Consider the following 18,522-nt stretch of genomic DNA (forward strand, 5'->3'; position numbering starts at 1 on the left):
ACTCATTGGTCAGGTGAAAGAAATCAAACCTCGCTACTCTAGCCTTTGGATCAACAAAATCGCGGAAGTACCCCAAGATGCTTGGGATGCTTTAGCAATGCCACTCCAAACCCCGTTTTTAGAATGGGATTGGCTCAATAATCTGGAAATCTCCCAAAGTGCTACAGCTAAAGCCGGCTGGTTGCCAAATCATTTAACACTTTGGCGAGATAGTACTTTGATTGCAGTTGCCCCACTTTACGTGAAAGGACACAGTTATGGCGAATTTGTTTTTGACCACCAATGGGCAGATTTAGCCCATCGCATTGGTGTACAGTATTATCCTAAATTGCTAGGAATGACACCTTTTACCCCGGCTGAAGGTTATCGCTTCCTAATTGCCCCGGGTGAGGATGAAGATGAAATTACTGCGACAATGGTGCATGAAATTGATTCTTTCTGCTCTAGGCATCGGATTTCTGGTTGTCATTTTCTTTATGTGGATCCCCAATGGCGGACAGTCCTTGAACGGCAAGGTTTTACAGCTTGGTTACACCACAGCTACATTTGGAAGAATATTGGGTTTGAAACTTTTGATGATTACTTAAAAATATTCAACGCTAATCAGCGTCGAAATATCAGGCGAGAACGCAAAGCTGTAGAAAATGTGGGTTTACGTCTACAACCTTTGACCGGTGATGCAATTCCTCAGTCTTTATTTCCTTTGATGTATGAGTTCTATGCTGATACTTGTGATAAGTTTGGCTGGTGGGGTAGTAAATATCTAACTAAGCAGTTTTTTGAACGGTTACACTCTAACTATCGCCATCGAGTGGTTTTTTTTGCTGCATATCCACAACAAGAACCACTTCAACCGGTGGGTATGTCCTTTTGTTTATTTAAAGGCGATCGCTTTTATGGACGCTACTGGGGTAGTTTTCAAGAGATAGATTGCTTACATTTTGACGCTTGCTACTATACACCGATTGAGTGGGCGATCGCTAACGGCATCCAAACCTTTGATCCTGGTGCTGGAGGACAACACAAAAAACGTCGCGGTTTTCCCGCTATGCCTAACCACAGTTTGCACCGTTTTTACAATGGTCGTTTAAAACAAATTCTTTGCCGTTACATTCAAGAAGTCAATCAACTAGAACAGGAAGAAATGGCAGCGGTTAATGAGGATTTACCATTTAACCAAGAAAGAAAAATTTAAAATTTTCTAAGAGGTTGTTTTATAAGTTTTGAAGGGGTAATTTTCATGTTAGTGAACAGGGAACGGTGAACGGCGAAGGCGGGTAAAACAATATTTGATACATTAATCACAACTTTTAAAATATCCTCTAACTGATTACCCCTCTGCCTTCTGGGAGAATTAGCATAGCATCTCCGAAGGAGTAAAAGCGATATTTCGAGGCGATTGCTTCTCGGTATATATTTAACAGGCGTTCTCTACCAATCAGCGCACTGACCAACATCAACAAACTAGAACGTGGGAGGTGGAAATTTGTAATTAAACCATCTATCACCCGCCATTGGTAACCGGGATGGATAAATAAGTCTGTTTTCCCGCAAAATGCTTGTAAATCCCCAGATTGGGCTGCTCCTTCTAAAGCGCGGACTACCGTTGTCCCCACGGCTATAATTCGACCTCCAGCCGCTTTAGTAGCGCGTATTTGCTCCACTGTTGCGGGGGGAACAGAAATCCACTCTTCATGCATCTGATGATTTGTTACGTCTTCTATTTCTACAGGGCGAAATGTACCTACGCCAACATGTAGCGTAATGAAACCTTGATTAACTCCGCCATCACATAACTTGGACAGCAACTCAGGGCTAAAGTGTAATCCGGCTGTAGGCGCAGCGATGGCTCCTGGCTTTTGGGCATAAACTGTTTGATATTGTTCATCAGCCGCAGTTGATGCTGTGATATAGGGCGGTAGAGGTATTTCACCGAATTGATCCAAAACCTCTACCAAAGGTTTTCCTTCCGGCACATCAAAATGTAGTAAACGCCCTCCAGTTGCTGTATCTGTTTCTACAACTGTAGCTGTTAATCGATTGGGGTGTGGGTGACAATCTTGTTCTGTTCTCGCCTCTAATCTCCTGGGGGCAAAAAAAATCTTTGCTCCCAATTTAAACCGTTTTCCTGGTTTAACTAAAGCCAGCCAGCAGTTATATTGTCTTTCTTCTAAAAGCAAAACCTCTATTTCTGCACCTGTAGATTTATGACCATATAACCGAGCCGGAATAACTTTTGTGTCATTAATGACCAATAAATCATTCGCACGCAACAAATCTGGTAAATCTCGGAAAATATGGTGTAAGGGTGCAGTTTTTATCCCTGTCGTTGGAGAATTAACTACTAATAAACGCGAGCTATCCCTGGGAAATACAGGATTTTGGGCAATTAGTTCATTCGGTAATGAGTAATCATACCCTGCCAATGAACAATCTAAATTTACGTCTTGCGTTTCTGGTGCAGAAACTTCATTCAAACTGGTATTTGCTCTTTGTTGCTCCATCGAATTAATGAGATTTAAACTAAGAACGCCGTACATTTAAGCAACACCATTCTTTCTTTTTGCATAGGGCAGCAACAATCCAACCGTTTTGTTCCAAGGCATCGGCAACAGCTTGAGATTGTTCCAGTAGAATACCACTAAAGATTCCCCAAGTACTAGGTTTCGCAATGGCACTCATTTGTGGAAGCAACTGAATAATTACATCAGCCAAAATATTACAGACAATTCCATCAACTGGTTGACCCACCAGTTTGGCCAATATGTCTACACTACCTTCCGCTGATACCAAACGTTCTGGGCTAATGTCGTTCAAAGCCCGGTTGCTCAAGGTTGATTCCACCGCCAAGGGGTCAGTATCTACTGCATAAACTTTTTCAGCGCCCAATAGCAATCCTGCAATAGAAAGTATCCCAGATCCACAGCCAATATCGGCAATTATCATGGCTTGATGTTTAACACTGTTATCCACAGAAGCCCAAGGTACCGGGTTTAAAAGCATTTCTAGGGATTCCAAACACAATTGGGTAGTAGCATGGTTACCTGTCCCAAATGCTACGCCAGGGTCAAGACGAATCACAAGGCGTTCTGAGATATCTGGTAACGGTAGCCAGGCCGGATTAATCAAGAAGCGATCGCCTATTTCTTCAGGTTTCCAGTATTGTTTCCAGCTGGTAGCCCAATCTTCCTCATCAATTAAATCCCAGTCCAGGGTAGGAATAGACAATCCCACACACAAAGCATCTTGACGCAACCGCAAAGACAGGGCAGCCAAATCTAATAACTGTACTTGAAACCTTGGTAGGTAAGCTTTGACTATACAGGAGTTACCTTTACTTTCACTTGCCGTACCACGGCTACCAAAATCTTCCAGTCGCCAAAAGACTAAATCTTCCAGCGCTGGTTCACATAAAACTTTTAGTTCCCACCAAGTGTTTGCCATTTTTTAGTCCTGAGTCCTGATTACTAGTAGTTAAAATGTATATTCAAAATGCATATTCAAAATCAAAAACACACTTGACGGCGAATAAATTCGTCCGGGGATAGCCCCCATAAACAGAATTTGGGAGCTACCTCGCCGCAGTTAATTTGCTGTAAGAGATTTTTGAGTTAAGAAGTATGAGTGTCTCCTGACATTGTTCCTGACTCAGGACTTTTTACTCAACTAGGAAGCACTTTATAGAGTGACGGTGTATGCGTCCCTAATTCCGGGTACTTTAACAATTTCTGTTAAGATACCATCTGGTAAGGGATCATCGATACTGAGAGCCATCACAGCGTCACCACGGACAATCTTACGCCCTACCTGCATACTAGCAATATTGACATTAAAGCTGCCCAGTAGCGAACCGAGTTTGCCAATAATTCCTGGCATATCACGGTGTAAGGTAAACAGCATATACTTACTGGGAGGTACATTGATGGGGAAACCATCAACATCAGTTAAGTGAATTTCTTTGTCACCTAACAAAGCTCCTGTCACAGAATGAGTACCTAGAGTACCGGTAGCTTCCAAATGTAACGAGCCGGCATAGTCGCGAGCCGAAGCATCCCGAGTTTCAATCACCCGAATCCCCCGTTCTTTAGCTTCTATTGTGGCATTCACATAATTCACCCGTTCCCGTAGGGCTTGGTAAAGTAGTCCTTTTAACGAGGCTACAACCAAGGGCTGACTTTTGTTGGTTGCTAGTTCCCCTTGTAGTCGCACATTAAGTGATTCTACCCGTCCACCAGCGAGTTGTCCCACCAAGTTACCAAGGGTTTCCGCTAGCTGCATGTAAGGCTTGAGTGTTTCCAGTACATCCGGGCCTAATCCAGGTATATTGACTGCTGAACGTGCTGGTAGTCCTAACAGAACATCACGAATTTGTTCAGCAACATCAATTGCTACATTCACTTGTGCTTCTGTTGTGGAAGCGCCCAAATGGGGCGTAAGGATGATTTCTTTACCGAGCGATCGCAAGTCAGATTCACCTAGTGGTTCTGACTCGAACACATCCAAGGCTGCACCTTGGATTCGACCTTCTTTAATGGCTACTGCCAAAGCAGCCTCATCAATAATTCCACCACGGGCGCAGTTGATAATTCTGGCTGTGGGCTTCATTTTTGCCAGAGTTTTGGCATTAATTAAGTGGGTTGTTTCTGGTGTTTTCGGGATGTGCAGCGTAATATAGTCTGCTTGCTGCATCAGCAAATCCAGATCCACCAACTGACAGCCAATTTGTTCTGCTCGTTCTGTCGAGATAAAAGGGTCGTAAGCCAGGAGCTTCATTCCCATGGCCTTGGCCACGGTCGCCACATGGGAACCGATTTTACCCAAGCCAACAACACCGAGAGTTTTTTTATAAACTTCTGCCCCAACAAAGGTTTTGCGATCCCACTCACCCCGTTTCACTGAAGCATTAGCATCAGGGATATGACGAGATAACGATAACATCATCGCCAAGGCATGTTCTGCTGCAGCGATGGTGTTACCTTCTGGGGAATTGACAACAACGATTCCTCGGCGAGTAGCTGCGGGCACATCGACATTATCAACGCCAACACCAGCACGACCAATGATTTTTAACTGAGTGCCAGCTTCAATAATTTCTTGCGTAACCCGCGTACCAGAGCGAATCATCAGCGCGTCATATTCACCAATAATTTCGATGAGATCTGCTGGTTTTAGACCTGTTTTGACATCTACACTTGCAACTTGGGTAAGAATGTCAATTCCAGCTTGGTCGATAGGATCGGAGACGAGAACCTTGGACATAATTACTTGATTTGTTTTAAATTTACAGGTTTTGCTGCACAAGACTTTTTAGTTTAGTCTTTATCTGTGGCAATTGAGCAAAAATTACGTATTTTAGTATCAACCTCGTCCTCACTCACCTGTTAGGTTATAAGTATCAAATTATCAATTGCAGAGATAGTCTGGCATTGCCTCCTGGTATTGTAAGACGAGTGGTTATTTGTGCCACCCTTCGGTAATATAAACCATGACTAGGGCTAAAAACCTAATATTTTTCTAAAAAAAGTACAACCTCGCTTTAGAGGTTGTTTTATAACTTTTCAACAGGTAACTTTTATCTTAGGGAACAGGGAACAGGAAACGGGGAAGGCGGGTAAAACAATATTTGATACATTAACCATAACTCTTAAAACATCCTCTTAGGTGTTTTCAGGACTAGAGATGAGAATTCTTTCTAGTAGTTTGACACTAGCATAGACCGTATCCATGTAGGGTGTGGGGGTGTAGGTTAGTTTGCCGAGTTCAATTACTGCTCCTAAGATTGCCTCCACCTCTGTGGGACGACCCGCTTCGATATCTTGAAGCATAGAAGTCTTGTGAGCACCGACTTTTTCAGCCCCATTAATGCGCTGTTCTAAACTGATACTGAACTCAATACCCAATTTTTCGGCAATGGTTTGGGCTTCAATCATCATCTGTCCTGCCAGTGCGCGAGTCAAGGGGTATTGAGAAATCTGTTCCAGAGTGGCACGAGTCAGGGCACTGATGGGATTAAAAGCCAAGTTTCCCCATAACTTAGTCCAGATTTCTGTGCGAATCTTAGAGCGCACAGGTGCTTTTAATCCTGCCCGTTTCAAGCACTCGGTTAGTTTTTGGATACGTTCGGTTTTCGAGTTGTCAATTTCTCCTAAGCTGAAGCGTTCGCCTTCAATATGACGAATTACTCCTGGTGACTCTATTTTTACGGCAGGATAAATCACACAACCAATTACCCGATTTATATCAATGTGAGCCGCAATTATCCCCTTTGGATCAACAGCCTTAATTTGCTGCCCTTCATATTCACCGCCATGCTTGTGAAAGTACCACCAAGGAATACCATTCTGGGCAGTAACTACTGTAGTATCAGAATGGTACATAGATGATAAATTAGGGGCGATGGCAGGTAGACTCTGAGCTTTCACCGTCAATATCACCACATCTTGAGATCCTGCCTCATGAATATTATTAGTAGCTAAAGATGGATTCACTACATAACTTGACTCATCCGCCATTATTAGCTCTAATCCCTTGTTTTGAATTGCTTCTAAATGCTGACCACGGGCAATTAAAGTAACATCTTCCCCTGCCAAAGCTAGTTTAGCTCCTAAATACCCGCCAATCGCACCTGCACCCACAATACAGATTTTCATCATTCAATACCTAACTTTAGGAACTTAGCCATGTTCAACCGTTGTAGTTTCCCAGTTGCGCCACGGGGTAATGCTTCCAGAATGTGAATCTCCTTGGGCACTTTGAATGCTGCTAACACTTTCCCACAGTACAATTTTAGTTCCTGTTCACTGGTATTGCTCTTAAGGACAACGGCAGCATGAATTTCTTCCCCCAGGGTTTTGTGAGGAACAGCAAAAGCCAAGGCTTCAGTTACAGCAGGATGACGCAGCAACAAATCATCTATTTCTAAAGGCGAAATTTTTTCACCACCTCTGTTGATTAATTCTTTAATTCTGCCCGTCAGGTAAAGGTAACCATCTTCGTCCAATTTGCCTTGATCACCTGTACGGAACCAACCATGAACAAAGGCCGTGGCGTTAGCTTGGGGGTTATTTTCGTAGCCATCAATCACATTTGCTCCCTTTACCACTACTTCACCTAGGCTACCTTGGGGAAGCAAATTGCCATTTTCATCCATAATCCCTACTTCCACACCATGCGCCCCATAACCAACGCTCCCTGGTTTGCGGATTTTTGGCGGTAACTGGTTAGAAGTCATCATGTGTGCAGCTTCCGTCATGCTGTATGATTCCACCACTGGGGTATTGAGAGCTGCTTCCATTTGTTCAACAATTACCAGCGGTAGAGGTGCGCTGCTAGAACGAATAAAGCGCAAGCTATGGGATTTAACAATATCTTGGTTGCGACTAGCTCTCGCTAAAATAATTTGATGTATGGTAGGTGCAGCAGAATACCAAGTGGGTTTGTACTCATCCACCAACTGCCAAAATTCCAAGGCATTAAACCCAGGGGGACAGATAAATGTCCCTCCCGATGCCAAAGTAGACAGCAAACACCCCACTAATCCGTGAATGTGAAATAGTGGCATCAGGCATAAATTTCTATCTTGAGCAGTGAGGTTGTAGACACTGATAATATTTCGGGCAGAGGCGATCAGATGACGATGGCGAATTGGTACCCGTTTAGGACGGCTAGTAGTTCCACTCGTGTGCAAGATAATCGCCACGTCATCATCTCCGGGAACCCCAGGCCAAGAAGATTCCCTTTGTGGGTGAGTCACTTCTGTGCTTAATGCCAAACTCAATTTACCATCAGTATCAGTTATGGCATGGATGAGCAGCATGTTGGGATTAATGGCAGCAATAGCATCCTCTGGAGTCCTTGGAAAGGTAATTACTGCTTTAGCTTGCAGGTCTTCGTAGTAAAAAGCAAATTCTTCTTGTTTGTACTTAGGATTCAGGGGTGCGGCAGTTCCACACAGACTAGCAGCTAAAAAAATACACGCCATCGGCGAACCGTTAGGCATGACAATGGCAATGCGATCACCTAGACCTAAACCGAAACTGCGAAGTTCTGCCACTAAAGAAACTACATTTGATCGCAGTTGCCCATATGTCAAAGTCAGTTGGCGAGGTGTTAACAAAGCTGGATGCTCTTCTTTTCCCGTTATAACATCTATTATTTGCATTGCATATTTTTGTCCATAAGTCAAGTATTTATTATTGTCATCAGTAGGCCTTTATGGCCTTTGAATTACGAATTAGTAATTCTTTTGGTAAGAATTCTAATCCGATTCAAAAAGGTTGACAAATGCTAACGCATTTGTCAACCTGTTTTCCTGCTTCACTCCAGAAGTGTCGGCACTATGTAGTCCACGGGTTAACACGGTCAATCTGACCGCTTCTTATTTCAGGTTTATGGCAACATTTAAGTCTCCGCCACAAAAAAGCTGCAGTGATCACATTTAAACACTCTTTGAGATAGTGACAGAGATGATTTTTTCACTTTGCAACTTGAGCAAGTCTTATTACCAGGATAAAATCTATCCACAATTACCAACTTACTTCCATGTTAAATATCTTTACTCAAATAGTCTCCTTTCCATTGGAAAGGAGGTCTTTATTCTATTTAGGGAAACTGGCGATCGCGCACTTCTGATGCATAATCTTGTACAGCTTCACTAATTGTTTCTCGCAGATTTGTGTAAGCTTTGGCAAAGGGTGGGTGCTTCTCTGCTAGACCAAGCACATCTGAGGTAACTAACACCTGTCCATCACAATGAATACCCGCACCAATGCCAATGGTGGGAATAGTCAATTTTTGTGTAATCTGCATTGCCAAATCTGCGGGAATATGTTCTAGCACTATAGAGAATACACCTGCTTGTTCCAGAGCGATCGCTTCATTAAAAATTTTCTCTGCTGTTGCTTGAGTCTTTCCCTGTTGTCGCAGTCCCAGTTGATGTACTGATTGGGGTGTCAAACCCACATGACCCATGACCGGGATTCCTGCTTCTACCAACCGCCCAATAGTTTCCACCATTGCTGGATAACCACCTTCTAATTTCACCGCTTGAGCGCCTGTCTCCTTTAGCACTAATCCCGCTGATTGCATCGCTTGTGAGATGCTTTGTTGGTAAGTTAAAAACGGTAAATCAACTACAACTAAAGCCTGTTTTACACCACGACACACAGCTTTAGCATGATGCAGCATTTCCTCTAGGGTAATTGGTAGCGTTGTTTTATACCCTAAAACAACTGCCATCGAGTCCCCCACTAGGATTAAGTCTACCCCAGCCGCATCAATCAGTTGCGCGATTACATAATCCCAGGCTGTTAACGCTACGATTGCTCGCCCTTGTTGTTTCCATTGAATTAATTGCTGAGTAGTAATTGCCATCTTTAAAAGTGCATAGTAGGAATGAGTTGTTAGGGAGCGAGGAGAATGTCACGAACGGGTATTAAGGATGAGGATACTAATTTTTTCCCTGTCCCCACTCCCCGATTTTCATTCTTCACTTCACCGCCCGACTAAAAGCGAGATGAGGTTTTGCACTGTCCATTTTAGGCATTAACTAAGCCAGACCTTCATGAGTGCTAATCCATAATTTATTACCGATGTCAGGCTCAAGAGGAAGAAGTCAACTAGAAGGTAGCCCCGTAACTTCGTCTGATACAGATCCTGTATTTGGATTCAATCTTTACCTCTCCCCTCGCCTAAAGGCGAGGGTATTCTAAACTGTTGCTACGGGGAATAAATCATTTCTTTCGGCAACACTGCGTATGTTACTATTTAATACCTGTTGCACTATATCCATCGCTAATCTTTTCGTATATCCTTTACTTTTATCTACAAAATCTAGGTTTTGACTAAAAACTTTTTTACACTTGTGACATTTAAATTGGCGACGATTTATTTTTAATAGAACTGGTTTTTTACTCCAAGGTAAATCATGGATCATCCGCCAGTGGTTCTGATGTACACTATGAGTAATTTGTCCACAGGAGGCACAAGTCCAATGACTCACCCCTTTTTCTAGTGTTATAATTACTTTCCCCCTTCAATTTCTTGAAAATCTAATACTTTCATATAGGTAAGATTCAAGATTTTTCTACAGTAAACTTCATGGCGATCGCCTAAAAAATTAGGATATTTGTAATATATGATATGTATAATAATTAAAGTATGTTAGATATTTTTTAAATGCTTGCAGAGTATATATTACAGACATTGACATCACTCAATTATAGTCATTAAAAGTTAATAAATTTCCCTAGTAACCATAAAAATACCGGAAGAACCATAATTCCTTACTTCTTTAAATAGCTCTTTGTACTCTGCACGATATTTATCGACTGCAACTGTTGGGTGGATATCTCTTGCCAAATGTTTGAGGATTTGTAATTCTACATCCATTGCGCTACTTACTTTTCAGGGTTTTTTCTTTTAAATATTATATTCTTTATTCTCGAAAAGTGACAGAAGAGGGATATATCCTGCTGAAATAAATAAAACTATTACGGCGTTGATGGAAAAATGGTTTGATAGTTTGGTGGTTGACAAGGAAAAAGCAGGCGTTAGCCTGCTGTGTCGCGTTTCATCCTCTGTCTAAAGCACAAAGCGCGCAACTATGTTGCAGCTTTTCAGGGGCTTTCACGCTTCCGCTTGATTTCTTGTAAACCCAGCAGTAAATATTCTCAATCTAGAAAAAACAGTGGAGGGCATCCCCGTTCGCGTAGGGTGCCGTCAGGTATATTAATGTTACAAGAGTTGAAGCCTCTACTTTCCTTGGGGCAAGCCTGGTTGAGCAAGTTTTGACGGTACATGTAGAATCCCCTCTCCTTTAGGTAAGAGAGTGTCAACCATGGGAACCCACAAATAACCCGGTTTATCAACTAACAACGACAACACTCGCTTAGAAGGCAATAATAAATTCTGGGCTGTAATTGCACTGGTGTTCAGGTCTACTCGCTTTAGTCCCTCATAAGTCCCCACCCACAAACTACCCAGCTGATCTTGCGCCCCCAGTCAGGGTATTTTAAACTTCACTGACCAATTTTTTCCAATTAGCCATCCTTCCCTAGTCCCCACTCCCCTACAGTCAGAGATAATTTTTGTAAATTAAACTTAATAAAATGTTTAAAACTTTATGTAATAACAAATTTAAATACATAAGTTAAAAACTTTCAAAGAATAACTTATTAAATTCTTGATATATTGTGAGACAAGCTACAAATTATGTACTGTGCAACTTCTTTTTCTTTCGATTACCACTCTAGTGGATTTCTGTCAAGTAAATTCTTCCTTGGTCTGTTTACCATCATTAAGGTACAGATCAGGAATGTGGATAGGGGAATAGGTGTTAGCTAGCCCAAGCCCCTCATGTCCCCATGTGTAGGGAAATAACCTCATACATTCCCCCAATTGCGGAGTTTTGGTTGGAAATCCAAAGATTTAGCGGGGCAAGAGAAAGAAATAAAAGAGAATTTTTATTCACAGGATGAGGAAAAGGCGGAAGTGTAAGTTCATGCACCCCATTTTGGGGAGAACATATGTTGCTAAATGTTAACAAATGTTCGTTGCTAAAAAAATCGACTCGCCAAAGCTAACCTCTAACAAAAAGTTTTTCCCAATTTTTCCCCCAATTTAGTCAGGGTAAAAAGGGAAAGTGAGAGAAAGTTGCACAGAACATGATTTGATTAAGTAATTAAAGAGTGACTTCTTGGAAGGGAATTTATGTCTTACGCTCAAACGAAGACCCAGAGCAAATCAGGGTATCAAGCCGGGGTTAAAGATTACAGACTAACCTACTACACCCCAGATTACACACCTAAAGATACAGACCTTCTCGCCGCCTTCCGGATGACTCCCCAACCTGGAGTTCCCCCAGAAGAAGCAGGTGCTGCTGTAGCTGCTGAGTCTTCCACTGGTACTTGGACAACTGTGTGGACAGACTTGCTCACAGACCTAGACCGCTACAAAGGTCGTTGCTATGAGATTGAACCGGTTCCTGGTGAAGACAACCAGTACATCGCTTATGTTGCCTATCCTCTAGACTTGTTTGAGGAAGGATCTGTAACCAACATGTTTACCTCCATCGTGGGTAACGTATTTGGTTTTAAAGCCCTGCGTGCGCTACGTCTAGAAGATTTGCGGATTCCTGTAGCTTACCTGAAAACCTTCCAAGGACCTCCTCACGGTATCCAAGTAGAACGCGACAAATTAAACAAATATGGTCGTCCATTGCTGGGTTGTACCATTAAACCCAAATTAGGTTTGTCTGCTAAAAATTATGGACGCGCTGTATACGAATGCTTGCGCGGTGGTCTGGACTTCACCAAAGACGACGAAAACATCAACTCCGCACCATTCCAAAGATGGCGCGATCGCTTCTTGTTTGTAGCAGAAGCTATCCACAAAGCACAAGCAGAAACCGGTGAAATCAAAGGCCACTACCTCAACGTTACCGCCCCCACATGTGAAGAAATGCTGAAGCGGGCTGAGTTCGCCAAAGAACTCAAAATGCCCATCATCATGCACGACTACCTCACAGCAGGTTTCACCGCTAACACCACTTTGGCTCGTTGGTGTCGTGATAACGGTTTGTTGCTGCACATTCACCGTGCCATGCACGCTGTAATCGACCGTCAAAGAAACCACGGTATTCACTTCCGTGTATTGGCTAAAGCTCTGCGTATGTCTGGTGGTGACCACATCCACACTGGTACAGTGGTTGGTAAATTAGAAGGTGAACGTGGCATTACTATGGGCTTCGTTGACCTGTTGCGCGAAAACTACGTTGAGCAAGACAAGTCTCGTGGTATTTACTTCACCCAAGATTGGGCTTCTATGCCTGGTGTAATGGCAGTTGCTTCCGGTGGTATTCACGTATGGCACATGCCCGCACTAGTAGAAATCTTCGGTGATGACTCGGTACTACAATTTGGTGGTGGTACTCTTGGTCACCCATGGGGTAACGCACCTGGTGCAACCGCTAACCGTGTAGCTTTAGAAGCTTGTATCCAAGCTCGTAACGAAGGTCGTAACTTGGCTCGTGAAGGTAACGATGTTATCCGCGAAGCTGCTAAGTGGAGTCCTGAACTAGCTGTTGCTTGCGAACTGTGGAAAGAAATTAAATTCGAGTTCGAGGCAATGGATACTGTCTGATCCTTAAGTAACCAGTAAAAAGTTAAAGAGTAAAAGAAAATATTCATTCTTTCTTTTGACTTTTTACTTTCGCTTTTTACTTTTTACGGGCTGGGGTCAAACATGAATCTTAAGAAAATTGCTAAGGATACAGCCAAGACTCTTCAAAGCTATCTGACTTATCAAGCGCTTAAAACAGTATTGGCACAGCTAGGCGAAACTAACCCTCCATTGGCACTTTGGCTACATAACTTTTCCGCCGATAAAATTCAAGACGGAGAAGCTTATCTTGAGCAACTGTTCCTTGAAAGGCCAGACTTGGCATTACGGATTATGACTGTCAGAGAACATATAGCGGTAGAAGTCGCCGAATTCCTTCCGGAAATGGTTCTCACAGGCATTCAGCAAGGCAATATGGAACAACGTCGCCAGCACCTAGAACGCATTACACAAATAGATACATCTCACCCCAGTCTACAATCAGAACATCAGACAAGTTTAGATCCCAATAGTGAACAGTAATCACTTTTAATTGATAACTGTTGACTCATGACCGCAAAGTAATATCAATCGCAACCCATTACCAAAAGCTATGCAAACTTTACCAAAAGAGCGTCGTTACGAAACCCTTTCCTACTTACCACCTCTTTCTGATGCTCAAATTGCCAAGCAAATTCAGTACATTTTGAATCAAGGTTACATCCCAGCTGTTGAGTTCAACGAAACTTCTGAGCCAACAGAATTATTCTGGACAATGTGGAAACTACCTTTGTTTGGTGCTAAATCCACTCAAGAAGTACTTAGCGAAGTACAAGCTTGCCGTTCTCAATACAGCAACTGCTATATCCGTGTTGTTGGTTTTGACAACATCAAGCAGTGCCAAGTTCTCAGCTTTATTGTTCACAAACCCAGCAGATACTAAAACTGGAAAAGCTTAATTAATCTTGGGAAAGTTGAATTAATTTTCCCCCAATACAGAGGTAGATTTTTCTGCCTCTTTTATTTTTAAGGGAGTATGGAATTGCCTATATTAGAGAGCATTTGTAAAGTAAATCTTTAGACAACAAGACGACGTATATGGCAGTTTCACTCATTTCTGGCAGATGCTCATAATCCTTAGTGAGACGACGGTACTGGTTCAACCAACCGAATGTTCTTTCTACTACCCAACGTTTGGGCAAAACCTTCCATTCTTGTTTAGTACGCCGTATTACCTCAATATGAGGTTGAATCATCAACCAGACACAAAGGGCAAATTTATCACCGTCATAACCGGAATCTACCCATAAAACTTCCACTTTTTCTGGTAATTCTGGACGTTATTTTAGTAACTCTATCAAAGCATAGGCAGCAAGTATTCTTTCTGGGGCATTTCCTTGGCTGACAACGACTTTCAACAACAGTCCCAGGCTATTAACTATAGTTTGTCGTTTTCTTCCTTTTACCTTTTTAGCTCCATCAAAGCCGTACACATCTCCCTTTTTTCAGCGGTTTTTACTGACTGGCTGTTTGCCGCGATGGCAGTAGGTTGTGTTGATTTACCTAATTTTGAGCGAACTTGACTACGCAATGTATGGTTTAGTTTTTCCCAGCCCCTTTAACCTTGGCATTTGCGGTAGTAGTTGTATACTGTTGAGTTTGGCGGAAAGTCCCCAGGAAGCATATGTCATTTACACCCTGTTTTCAAGTGATAGTAGATAGCATTAAACACTTCACCCATATCAGTTGTGGGAGGATGACCTCCAGATTTAGCTGGTGGAATTAAGGGAGGGAGAATTTCCCATTCTGAGTCCCTAAAGTCGGTAGAATAAGCTTTCCGAGCCATTTCTTCCTAAGTAGTTATACTGTTTTAAACCTATCCTATCTTTGCAATTTCTCAAAGCAAACCATTTTTAGATTTACTTTATAAATAGCCTCTTAAAGTTAGATATCGGAGTTTTGAAGAATTTGTTATGAAAGCATTGGTACAAACAAGCTCCAATCAAAACATAAAAATTCCCCTATTAAAAAGTGGCGATTTCCCCTGGTACTGCAATTTGTGCAATCGCCACCGACGAGCGCTAGGATTAATTGAGAGGCTACAAACAAGTGACAAGCTGAATGTCTAATCTCCGTGGTTTTGCCTTGGACAGTGACAAATGGGTTAGGTTATACCACCCTTAGTCCTTTTACCTCAATAATGATGTCATCAAAATCGTTGTCACCACCTCCGGCTAAATCCTCAAAGCCGAAGATATTGTTTCCCAAAGATCTTATATGGTTTATGCGGTCAAGGTTAGTACCGATACTGGCGACATAGAGGTTACTAAAGTCAGATTTGACCGAGTTCGTATCACCATTGGTAACCAAAAATGGCAGCAGGACATAGGAAGATAGGTCAATAGTGCTGAGTAATTGAAATCTACCATTGTTGAGAAACTTTCCGGTTTGGTTATTGCCAACAGTACCAGTCACCACTGAATTATTACGCACAGCACTTAAGTATTCATGACGATTACCAAGCTCGGCTACACTCAGACCCGTCAGTGGATCGACAACTGCGCCTGTACTTCTTTCCCCTAAGTAAAAACCCACCAGATTGTCAAAAGCTGCTTCCCGATACAGGGTAGCTTCAACCTCAATAGTGATGGTGTCACCAGCAGTAGCATTGGGAATCAGGTCTCTCAAACTAATAGCTTTCAGGCGCTCATCATTATTTTCAAGTGTTTGAGTATAATTATTGACATTAACTCCCCGAATCTTCTCCGCCGTAATGTTGAAACTAGCACCTACGAGCCTAAAGCTAGTTGGAGTAACATCTCCAACAGTTAACTCAGTAATGACATTAGTCCCAATTTCTCGTAGTTGAAACTGTACTGTTCTGCCGTCGCTGTCCTCAGTACCCAGGGATGACTGGAGATTGGCAAGGATAGAACCGCTACCGAGAGGTACACCAGAAGCATCACCCAAAGTGGTCAAAATGGTTTGAGTTGTACCGTCACGGAAGACGGCTTCTAGCACCTGAGATGACGAGGTTGAACCTTCCAGGGAGAATTTAAAGGTAGTGCCAAAGATTGCCGTCAAGGGGTCGTTTTGACTATCTGTAACAGTCACAGTCAGGGGACTATTTTGATTAATCCTAATCACAGACGGGGCACCAGGGTCACGGATGACCCCAAGAGTTGGATCTGAATCTCCCTGGGCATTATCTTTGAGGAACAGGGTTGCCCCGTCAACAAGACCGTTACCATCCCGGTCTCGCAGCACCGCACCTAGGCCTGTGTTGGCATTATAGTCAAAGATGGAGAACTCATTATCAATTAGTTTGATAAAAGTGTTGTAGTCGGTAGCTTCTGAAGGCCTTTCATCAAAGGTTAGCTCTACCCGATGAATCTTCCTAGAAAAGATGTCTAGATTGGAGGCAGAATCAGGGGCAATGGTGAATGACAACAGTGGTCCATATAACTCAGCATCTGGAACCTCCTGTGTCAATCTTTGCAGAAGAGTTGTATTATTGAGAATGTCAATAAAATTAGTCTCGATGATTTGAAAACCATCGCCAATCAGCTTGATTGAGTCTGGGTCAACGGGTTCTGGGTCAACGGGTTCTGGGTCAACTGGTTCTGGGTCAACGGGTTCTGGGTCAACTGGTTCTGGGTCAACGGGTTCTGGGTCAACTGGTGCAATTATGTTGATGTTTATACGCTCTAAAAGACCATCTTGCTGCTGAGAAAATATATCACGGCCTGCTACCAATGCAGTGGCCTGGATACCTACGAGATATGCTAAGTTCACCCTTCTGTCAGACAACAAACCAGTCACCAAGGTGTCTGCATTCTCATTGATTGTAAACAGCTCTATCCCAGTGAGGTCAGGTAGACCAGCAACTACTAGGCGATCGCTCCCTGGTTTAAAATCCTTGACCATGGCAGACTCAGTAGGAATCGAGGCATTGGCAAGGTAAAAACTATTCGCTCCCTCGCCCCCACTCAAAATGCTGCCGTTAGCAGCAAACAGATAATCATTTCCTGGACCGCCGAAGAGTTGGTCTGTGGCTGCCCCTGCAATGAGGCGGTCATTGCCAGATCCGCCCAATAGTTGATTATTGCCAGTACCGCTAGAAGTATCAAGAACATCGTCCCCCTCGTCCCCGTACAGACGATTAAACCCACCGCCATCTGAGACTGTCAGCCTATCATTACCGTCTCCGCCGTAGAGTTCATTGTTGCTACCTTCGACCACAATCAGAGTATCGTTATCGGCGTCACCATGTAACTTATTCCCACCAATACCACCTGAGGCAAATAACTCATCATCCCCATCACCGCCGTAGAGGGTATGATTGTTGTTAGCGATCAGCGTATCGTTGCCTGGTCCAGCAAATAAGATTACCTGCCTTAGGGAACCAGCAGCGTCAAGAGTATCATCGCCTGCAAAGCCAAATACCTGAACATTTCCTGTATTATAAGCAAACAGTTCATCTTCACCCGCAGTACCAAAGATTCTAGTAAACTCTGACTCATTGAGTATAGCTTGTGTAGTCTCGGCGGTGACATTTCCCTGTTCATCAGTTTGGGTAGCCTTGAGCACCTGTCCTCCCAAAGCCAAGACGGGGATATTCGCAATGTCAATCTTCACAGACCAAGTGTCGTTTTCCTGGACAATTGCGCTATTCTCGCCAGTGAGGACTACTCCACTGACCAAGCCCAAGGTCACAGTTGCTCTGGGTTTCCCCGTACCAGTGAGTGTCAAATTTCTGGCTGTGGCTGCTGCATTGACAATCGCTTCATCGGTAATTGCGTCAATGTTGACCGTTGGCTCAGTCACACCTATGTCAGTAATGTTACTAGTTTGAGCTTCTGCTGTGTTGACAATGTTTTCTGTTGCTGCACTTATACTCATTTCGGTCGTTTCTAATTTTTAGTTACGTTAAAAATTAAAGTTCAATTACAACGATTTTTGATACAAACTCATATTCCATAAGTAAGCATTTTCACCCTGACCAAGAAATTATTTGAGAGTGGGGAAAGTGTTTCACCGAGTTCTAGAGCATTGGTGAGGAATATTTGCCCAAGAGCTAGGGTGGTGATGTACCAATGAAATTACTCCAAATCCTTTTTTTTCTAGTCATGTGGTATCTGTAGGAAAGCAGAGACTTTCCATGAAAGTCTCTACAAAGATTCCTCAAAGGGGCAGTCGTTAAGCTGCACTTTCTGACAACCTATTAGATGAAGACAAACTGCTGGGCATTGCTGAGGTTAAGCTCAGTTTGGCTCACCCCCTCCAACACAGCCACATCAGTAGTACCCACTTGAATTAAGGTATTACCGTTCTGGCTCACCAAATTTACTTGGTTAGAAGTAATGCCACCCATACCGATGCGGTCTACTCCCACCTCAAAGTCCTTAACTACATTGTTTGCAT

14 protein-coding genes and 4 pseudogenes are annotated in these 18,522 nt (G+C 43.0%); 4 read left to right on the plus strand and 14 right to left on the minus strand.

What is annotated here, in order from left to right; all coding sequences use genetic code 11:
- Window positions 1-13: 13 nt before the first annotated feature.
- Entirely contained in the window at window positions 14-1,195 is a 1,182-nt protein-coding gene (locus NWP25_RS10190) for a GNAT family N-acetyltransferase (RefSeq protein ID WP_280651895.1), read from the plus strand.
- Between the two features lie 127 nt (window positions 1,196-1,322).
- Here NWP25_RS10190 and queA read toward each other — a convergent pair whose 3' ends face one another.
- The 11 genes and pseudogenes from queA to NWP25_RS10240 form a co-directional block, all read right to left on the minus strand.
- Complete coding sequence (gene queA, locus NWP25_RS10195; RefSeq protein ID WP_280651896.1) at window positions 1,323-2,504, minus strand: tRNA preQ1(34) S-adenosylmethionine ribosyltransferase-isomerase QueA; 1,182 nt, start codon at window positions 2,502-2,504, stop codon at window positions 1,323-1,325.
- Window positions 2,505-2,523: 19 nt separating this feature from the next.
- Window positions 2,524-3,444 carry a 50S ribosomal protein L11 methyltransferase gene (gene prmA, locus NWP25_RS10200; protein ID WP_280651897.1) on the minus strand — a complete coding sequence of 307 codons (921 nt, stop codon included), beginning with the start codon at window positions 3,442-3,444 and terminating at the stop codon, window positions 2,524-2,526.
- Window positions 3,445-3,678: 234 nt separating this feature from the next.
- Window positions 3,679-5,259, minus strand: coding sequence for a phosphoglycerate dehydrogenase (serA, locus tag NWP25_RS10205; protein WP_280651898.1), 1,581 nt, complete (start codon window positions 5,257-5,259; stop codon window positions 3,679-3,681).
- A gap of 398 nt (window positions 5,260-5,657) precedes the next feature.
- On the minus strand, window positions 5,658-6,653 hold the full coding sequence (locus tag NWP25_RS10210; protein ID WP_280651899.1) for a 2-dehydropantoate 2-reductase: 996 nt from the start codon (window positions 6,651-6,653) through the stop codon (window positions 5,658-5,660).
- Window positions 6,650-8,161, minus strand: coding sequence for an acyl--CoA ligase (locus NWP25_RS10215; protein WP_280657674.1), 1,512 nt, complete (start codon window positions 8,159-8,161; stop codon window positions 6,650-6,652). The genes NWP25_RS10210 and NWP25_RS10215 overlap by 4 nt, the downstream gene beginning before the upstream one ends.
- Before the next feature lie 239 nt (window positions 8,162-8,400).
- Window positions 8,401-8,523, minus strand: coding sequence for a hypothetical protein (locus tag NWP25_RS18690; RefSeq protein ID WP_374913248.1), 123 nt, complete (start codon window positions 8,521-8,523; stop codon window positions 8,401-8,403).
- A gap of 78 nt (window positions 8,524-8,601) precedes the next feature.
- On the minus strand, window positions 8,602-9,372 hold the full coding sequence (gene panB / locus NWP25_RS10220) for a 3-methyl-2-oxobutanoate hydroxymethyltransferase (protein ID WP_280651901.1): 771 nt from the start codon (window positions 9,370-9,372) through the stop codon (window positions 8,602-8,604).
- 175 nt (window positions 9,373-9,547) lie between these two features.
- A pseudogene (locus NWP25_RS10225) lies at window positions 9,548-9,673 on the minus strand (transcriptional regulator); the annotation flags it as partial.
- A gap of 54 nt (window positions 9,674-9,727) precedes the next feature.
- Window positions 9,728-10,100 (minus strand): annotated as a pseudogene (locus tag NWP25_RS10230) (transposase family protein); the annotation flags it as partial.
- A gap of 133 nt (window positions 10,101-10,233) precedes the next feature.
- A complete protein-coding gene (locus NWP25_RS10235; RefSeq protein WP_280652755.1) occupies window positions 10,234-10,389 on the minus strand; it encodes a hypothetical protein in 156 nt (51 codons plus the stop codon).
- A 456-nt stretch (window positions 10,390-10,845) separates the two neighbouring features.
- Window positions 10,846-10,995, minus strand: a pseudogene (locus NWP25_RS10240) (transcriptional regulator); the annotation flags it as partial.
- A 714-nt stretch (window positions 10,996-11,709) separates the two neighbouring features.
- Here NWP25_RS10240 and NWP25_RS10245 point away from each other — a divergent pair.
- The 3 genes from NWP25_RS10245 (at window position 11,710) to NWP25_RS10255 (ending at window position 14,041) form a co-directional block, all read left to right on the plus strand.
- Window positions 11,710-13,140, plus strand: a complete 1,431-nt coding sequence (locus tag NWP25_RS10245; RefSeq protein ID WP_280652750.1) for a form I ribulose bisphosphate carboxylase large subunit — start codon at window positions 11,710-11,712, stop codon at window positions 13,138-13,140.
- A 102-nt stretch (window positions 13,141-13,242) separates the two neighbouring features.
- On the plus strand, window positions 13,243-13,641 hold the full coding sequence (gene rcbX / locus NWP25_RS10250) for a RuBisCO chaperone RbcX (protein ID WP_280652751.1): 399 nt from the start codon (window positions 13,243-13,245) through the stop codon (window positions 13,639-13,641).
- Between the two features lie 70 nt (window positions 13,642-13,711).
- Complete coding sequence (locus NWP25_RS10255) at window positions 13,712-14,041, plus strand: ribulose bisphosphate carboxylase small subunit (protein WP_280652752.1); 330 nt, start codon at window positions 13,712-13,714, stop codon at window positions 14,039-14,041.
- A gap of 103 nt (window positions 14,042-14,144) precedes the next feature.
- On the opposite strand, the pseudogene NWP25_RS10260 reads toward NWP25_RS10255, so the two are convergent.
- The 3 genes and pseudogenes from NWP25_RS10260 to NWP25_RS10270 all read right to left on the minus strand — a co-directional run.
- A pseudogene (locus NWP25_RS10260) lies at window positions 14,145-14,944 on the minus strand (IS5 family transposase).
- A gap of 323 nt (window positions 14,945-15,267) precedes the next feature.
- A complete protein-coding gene (locus NWP25_RS10265) occupies window positions 15,268-18,000 on the minus strand; it encodes a DUF4114 domain-containing protein (RefSeq protein ID WP_280699317.1) in 2,733 nt (910 codons plus the stop codon).
- A gap of 322 nt (window positions 18,001-18,322) precedes the next feature.
- On the minus strand, window positions 18,323-18,522 hold a 200-nt coding region (locus NWP25_RS10270), incomplete at its 5' end, for a hypothetical protein (RefSeq protein ID WP_280652754.1).

This window comes from Umezakia ovalisporum Ak1311 (assembly GCF_029891685.1).
Taxonomy (GTDB): Bacteria; Cyanobacteriota; Cyanobacteriia; order Cyanobacteriales; family Nostocaceae; genus Umezakia; species Umezakia ovalisporum.

Bases quoted from the DNA above. Each gene is read 5' to 3' on its own strand.
- queA (WP_280651896.1), bottom strand. From the start codon at position 2,504: ATGGAGCAACAAAGAGCAAATACCAGTTTGAATGAAGTTTCTGCACCA.
- prmA (WP_280651897.1), bottom strand. From the start codon at position 3,444: ATGGCAAACACTTGGTGGGAACTAAAAGTTTTATGTGAACCAGCGCTG.
- serA (WP_280651898.1), bottom strand. From the start codon at position 5,259: ATGTCCAAGGTTCTCGTCTCCGATCCTATCGACCAAGCTGGAATTGAC.
- NWP25_RS10210 (WP_280651899.1), bottom strand. From the start codon at position 6,653: ATGATGAAAATCTGTATTGTGGGTGCAGGTGCGATTGGCGGGTATTTA.
- NWP25_RS10215 (WP_280657674.1), bottom strand. From the start codon at position 8,161: ATGCAAATAATAGATGTTATAACGGGAAAAGAAGAGCATCCAGCTTTG.
- panB (WP_280651901.1), bottom strand. From the start codon at position 9,372: ATGGCAATTACTACTCAGCAATTAATTCAATGGAAACAACAAGGGCGA.
- NWP25_RS10235 (WP_280652755.1), bottom strand. From the start codon at position 10,389: ATGGATGTAGAATTACAAATCCTCAAACATTTGGCAAGAGATATCCAC.
- NWP25_RS10245 (WP_280652750.1), top strand. From the start codon at position 11,710: ATGTCTTACGCTCAAACGAAGACCCAGAGCAAATCAGGGTATCAAGCC.
- rcbX (WP_280652751.1), top strand. From the start codon at position 13,243: ATGAATCTTAAGAAAATTGCTAAGGATACAGCCAAGACTCTTCAAAGC.
- NWP25_RS10255 (WP_280652752.1), top strand. From the start codon at position 13,712: ATGCAAACTTTACCAAAAGAGCGTCGTTACGAAACCCTTTCCTACTTA.
- NWP25_RS10265 (WP_280699317.1), bottom strand. From the start codon at position 18,000: ATGAGTATAAGTGCAGCAACAGAAAACATTGTCAACACAGCAGAAGCT.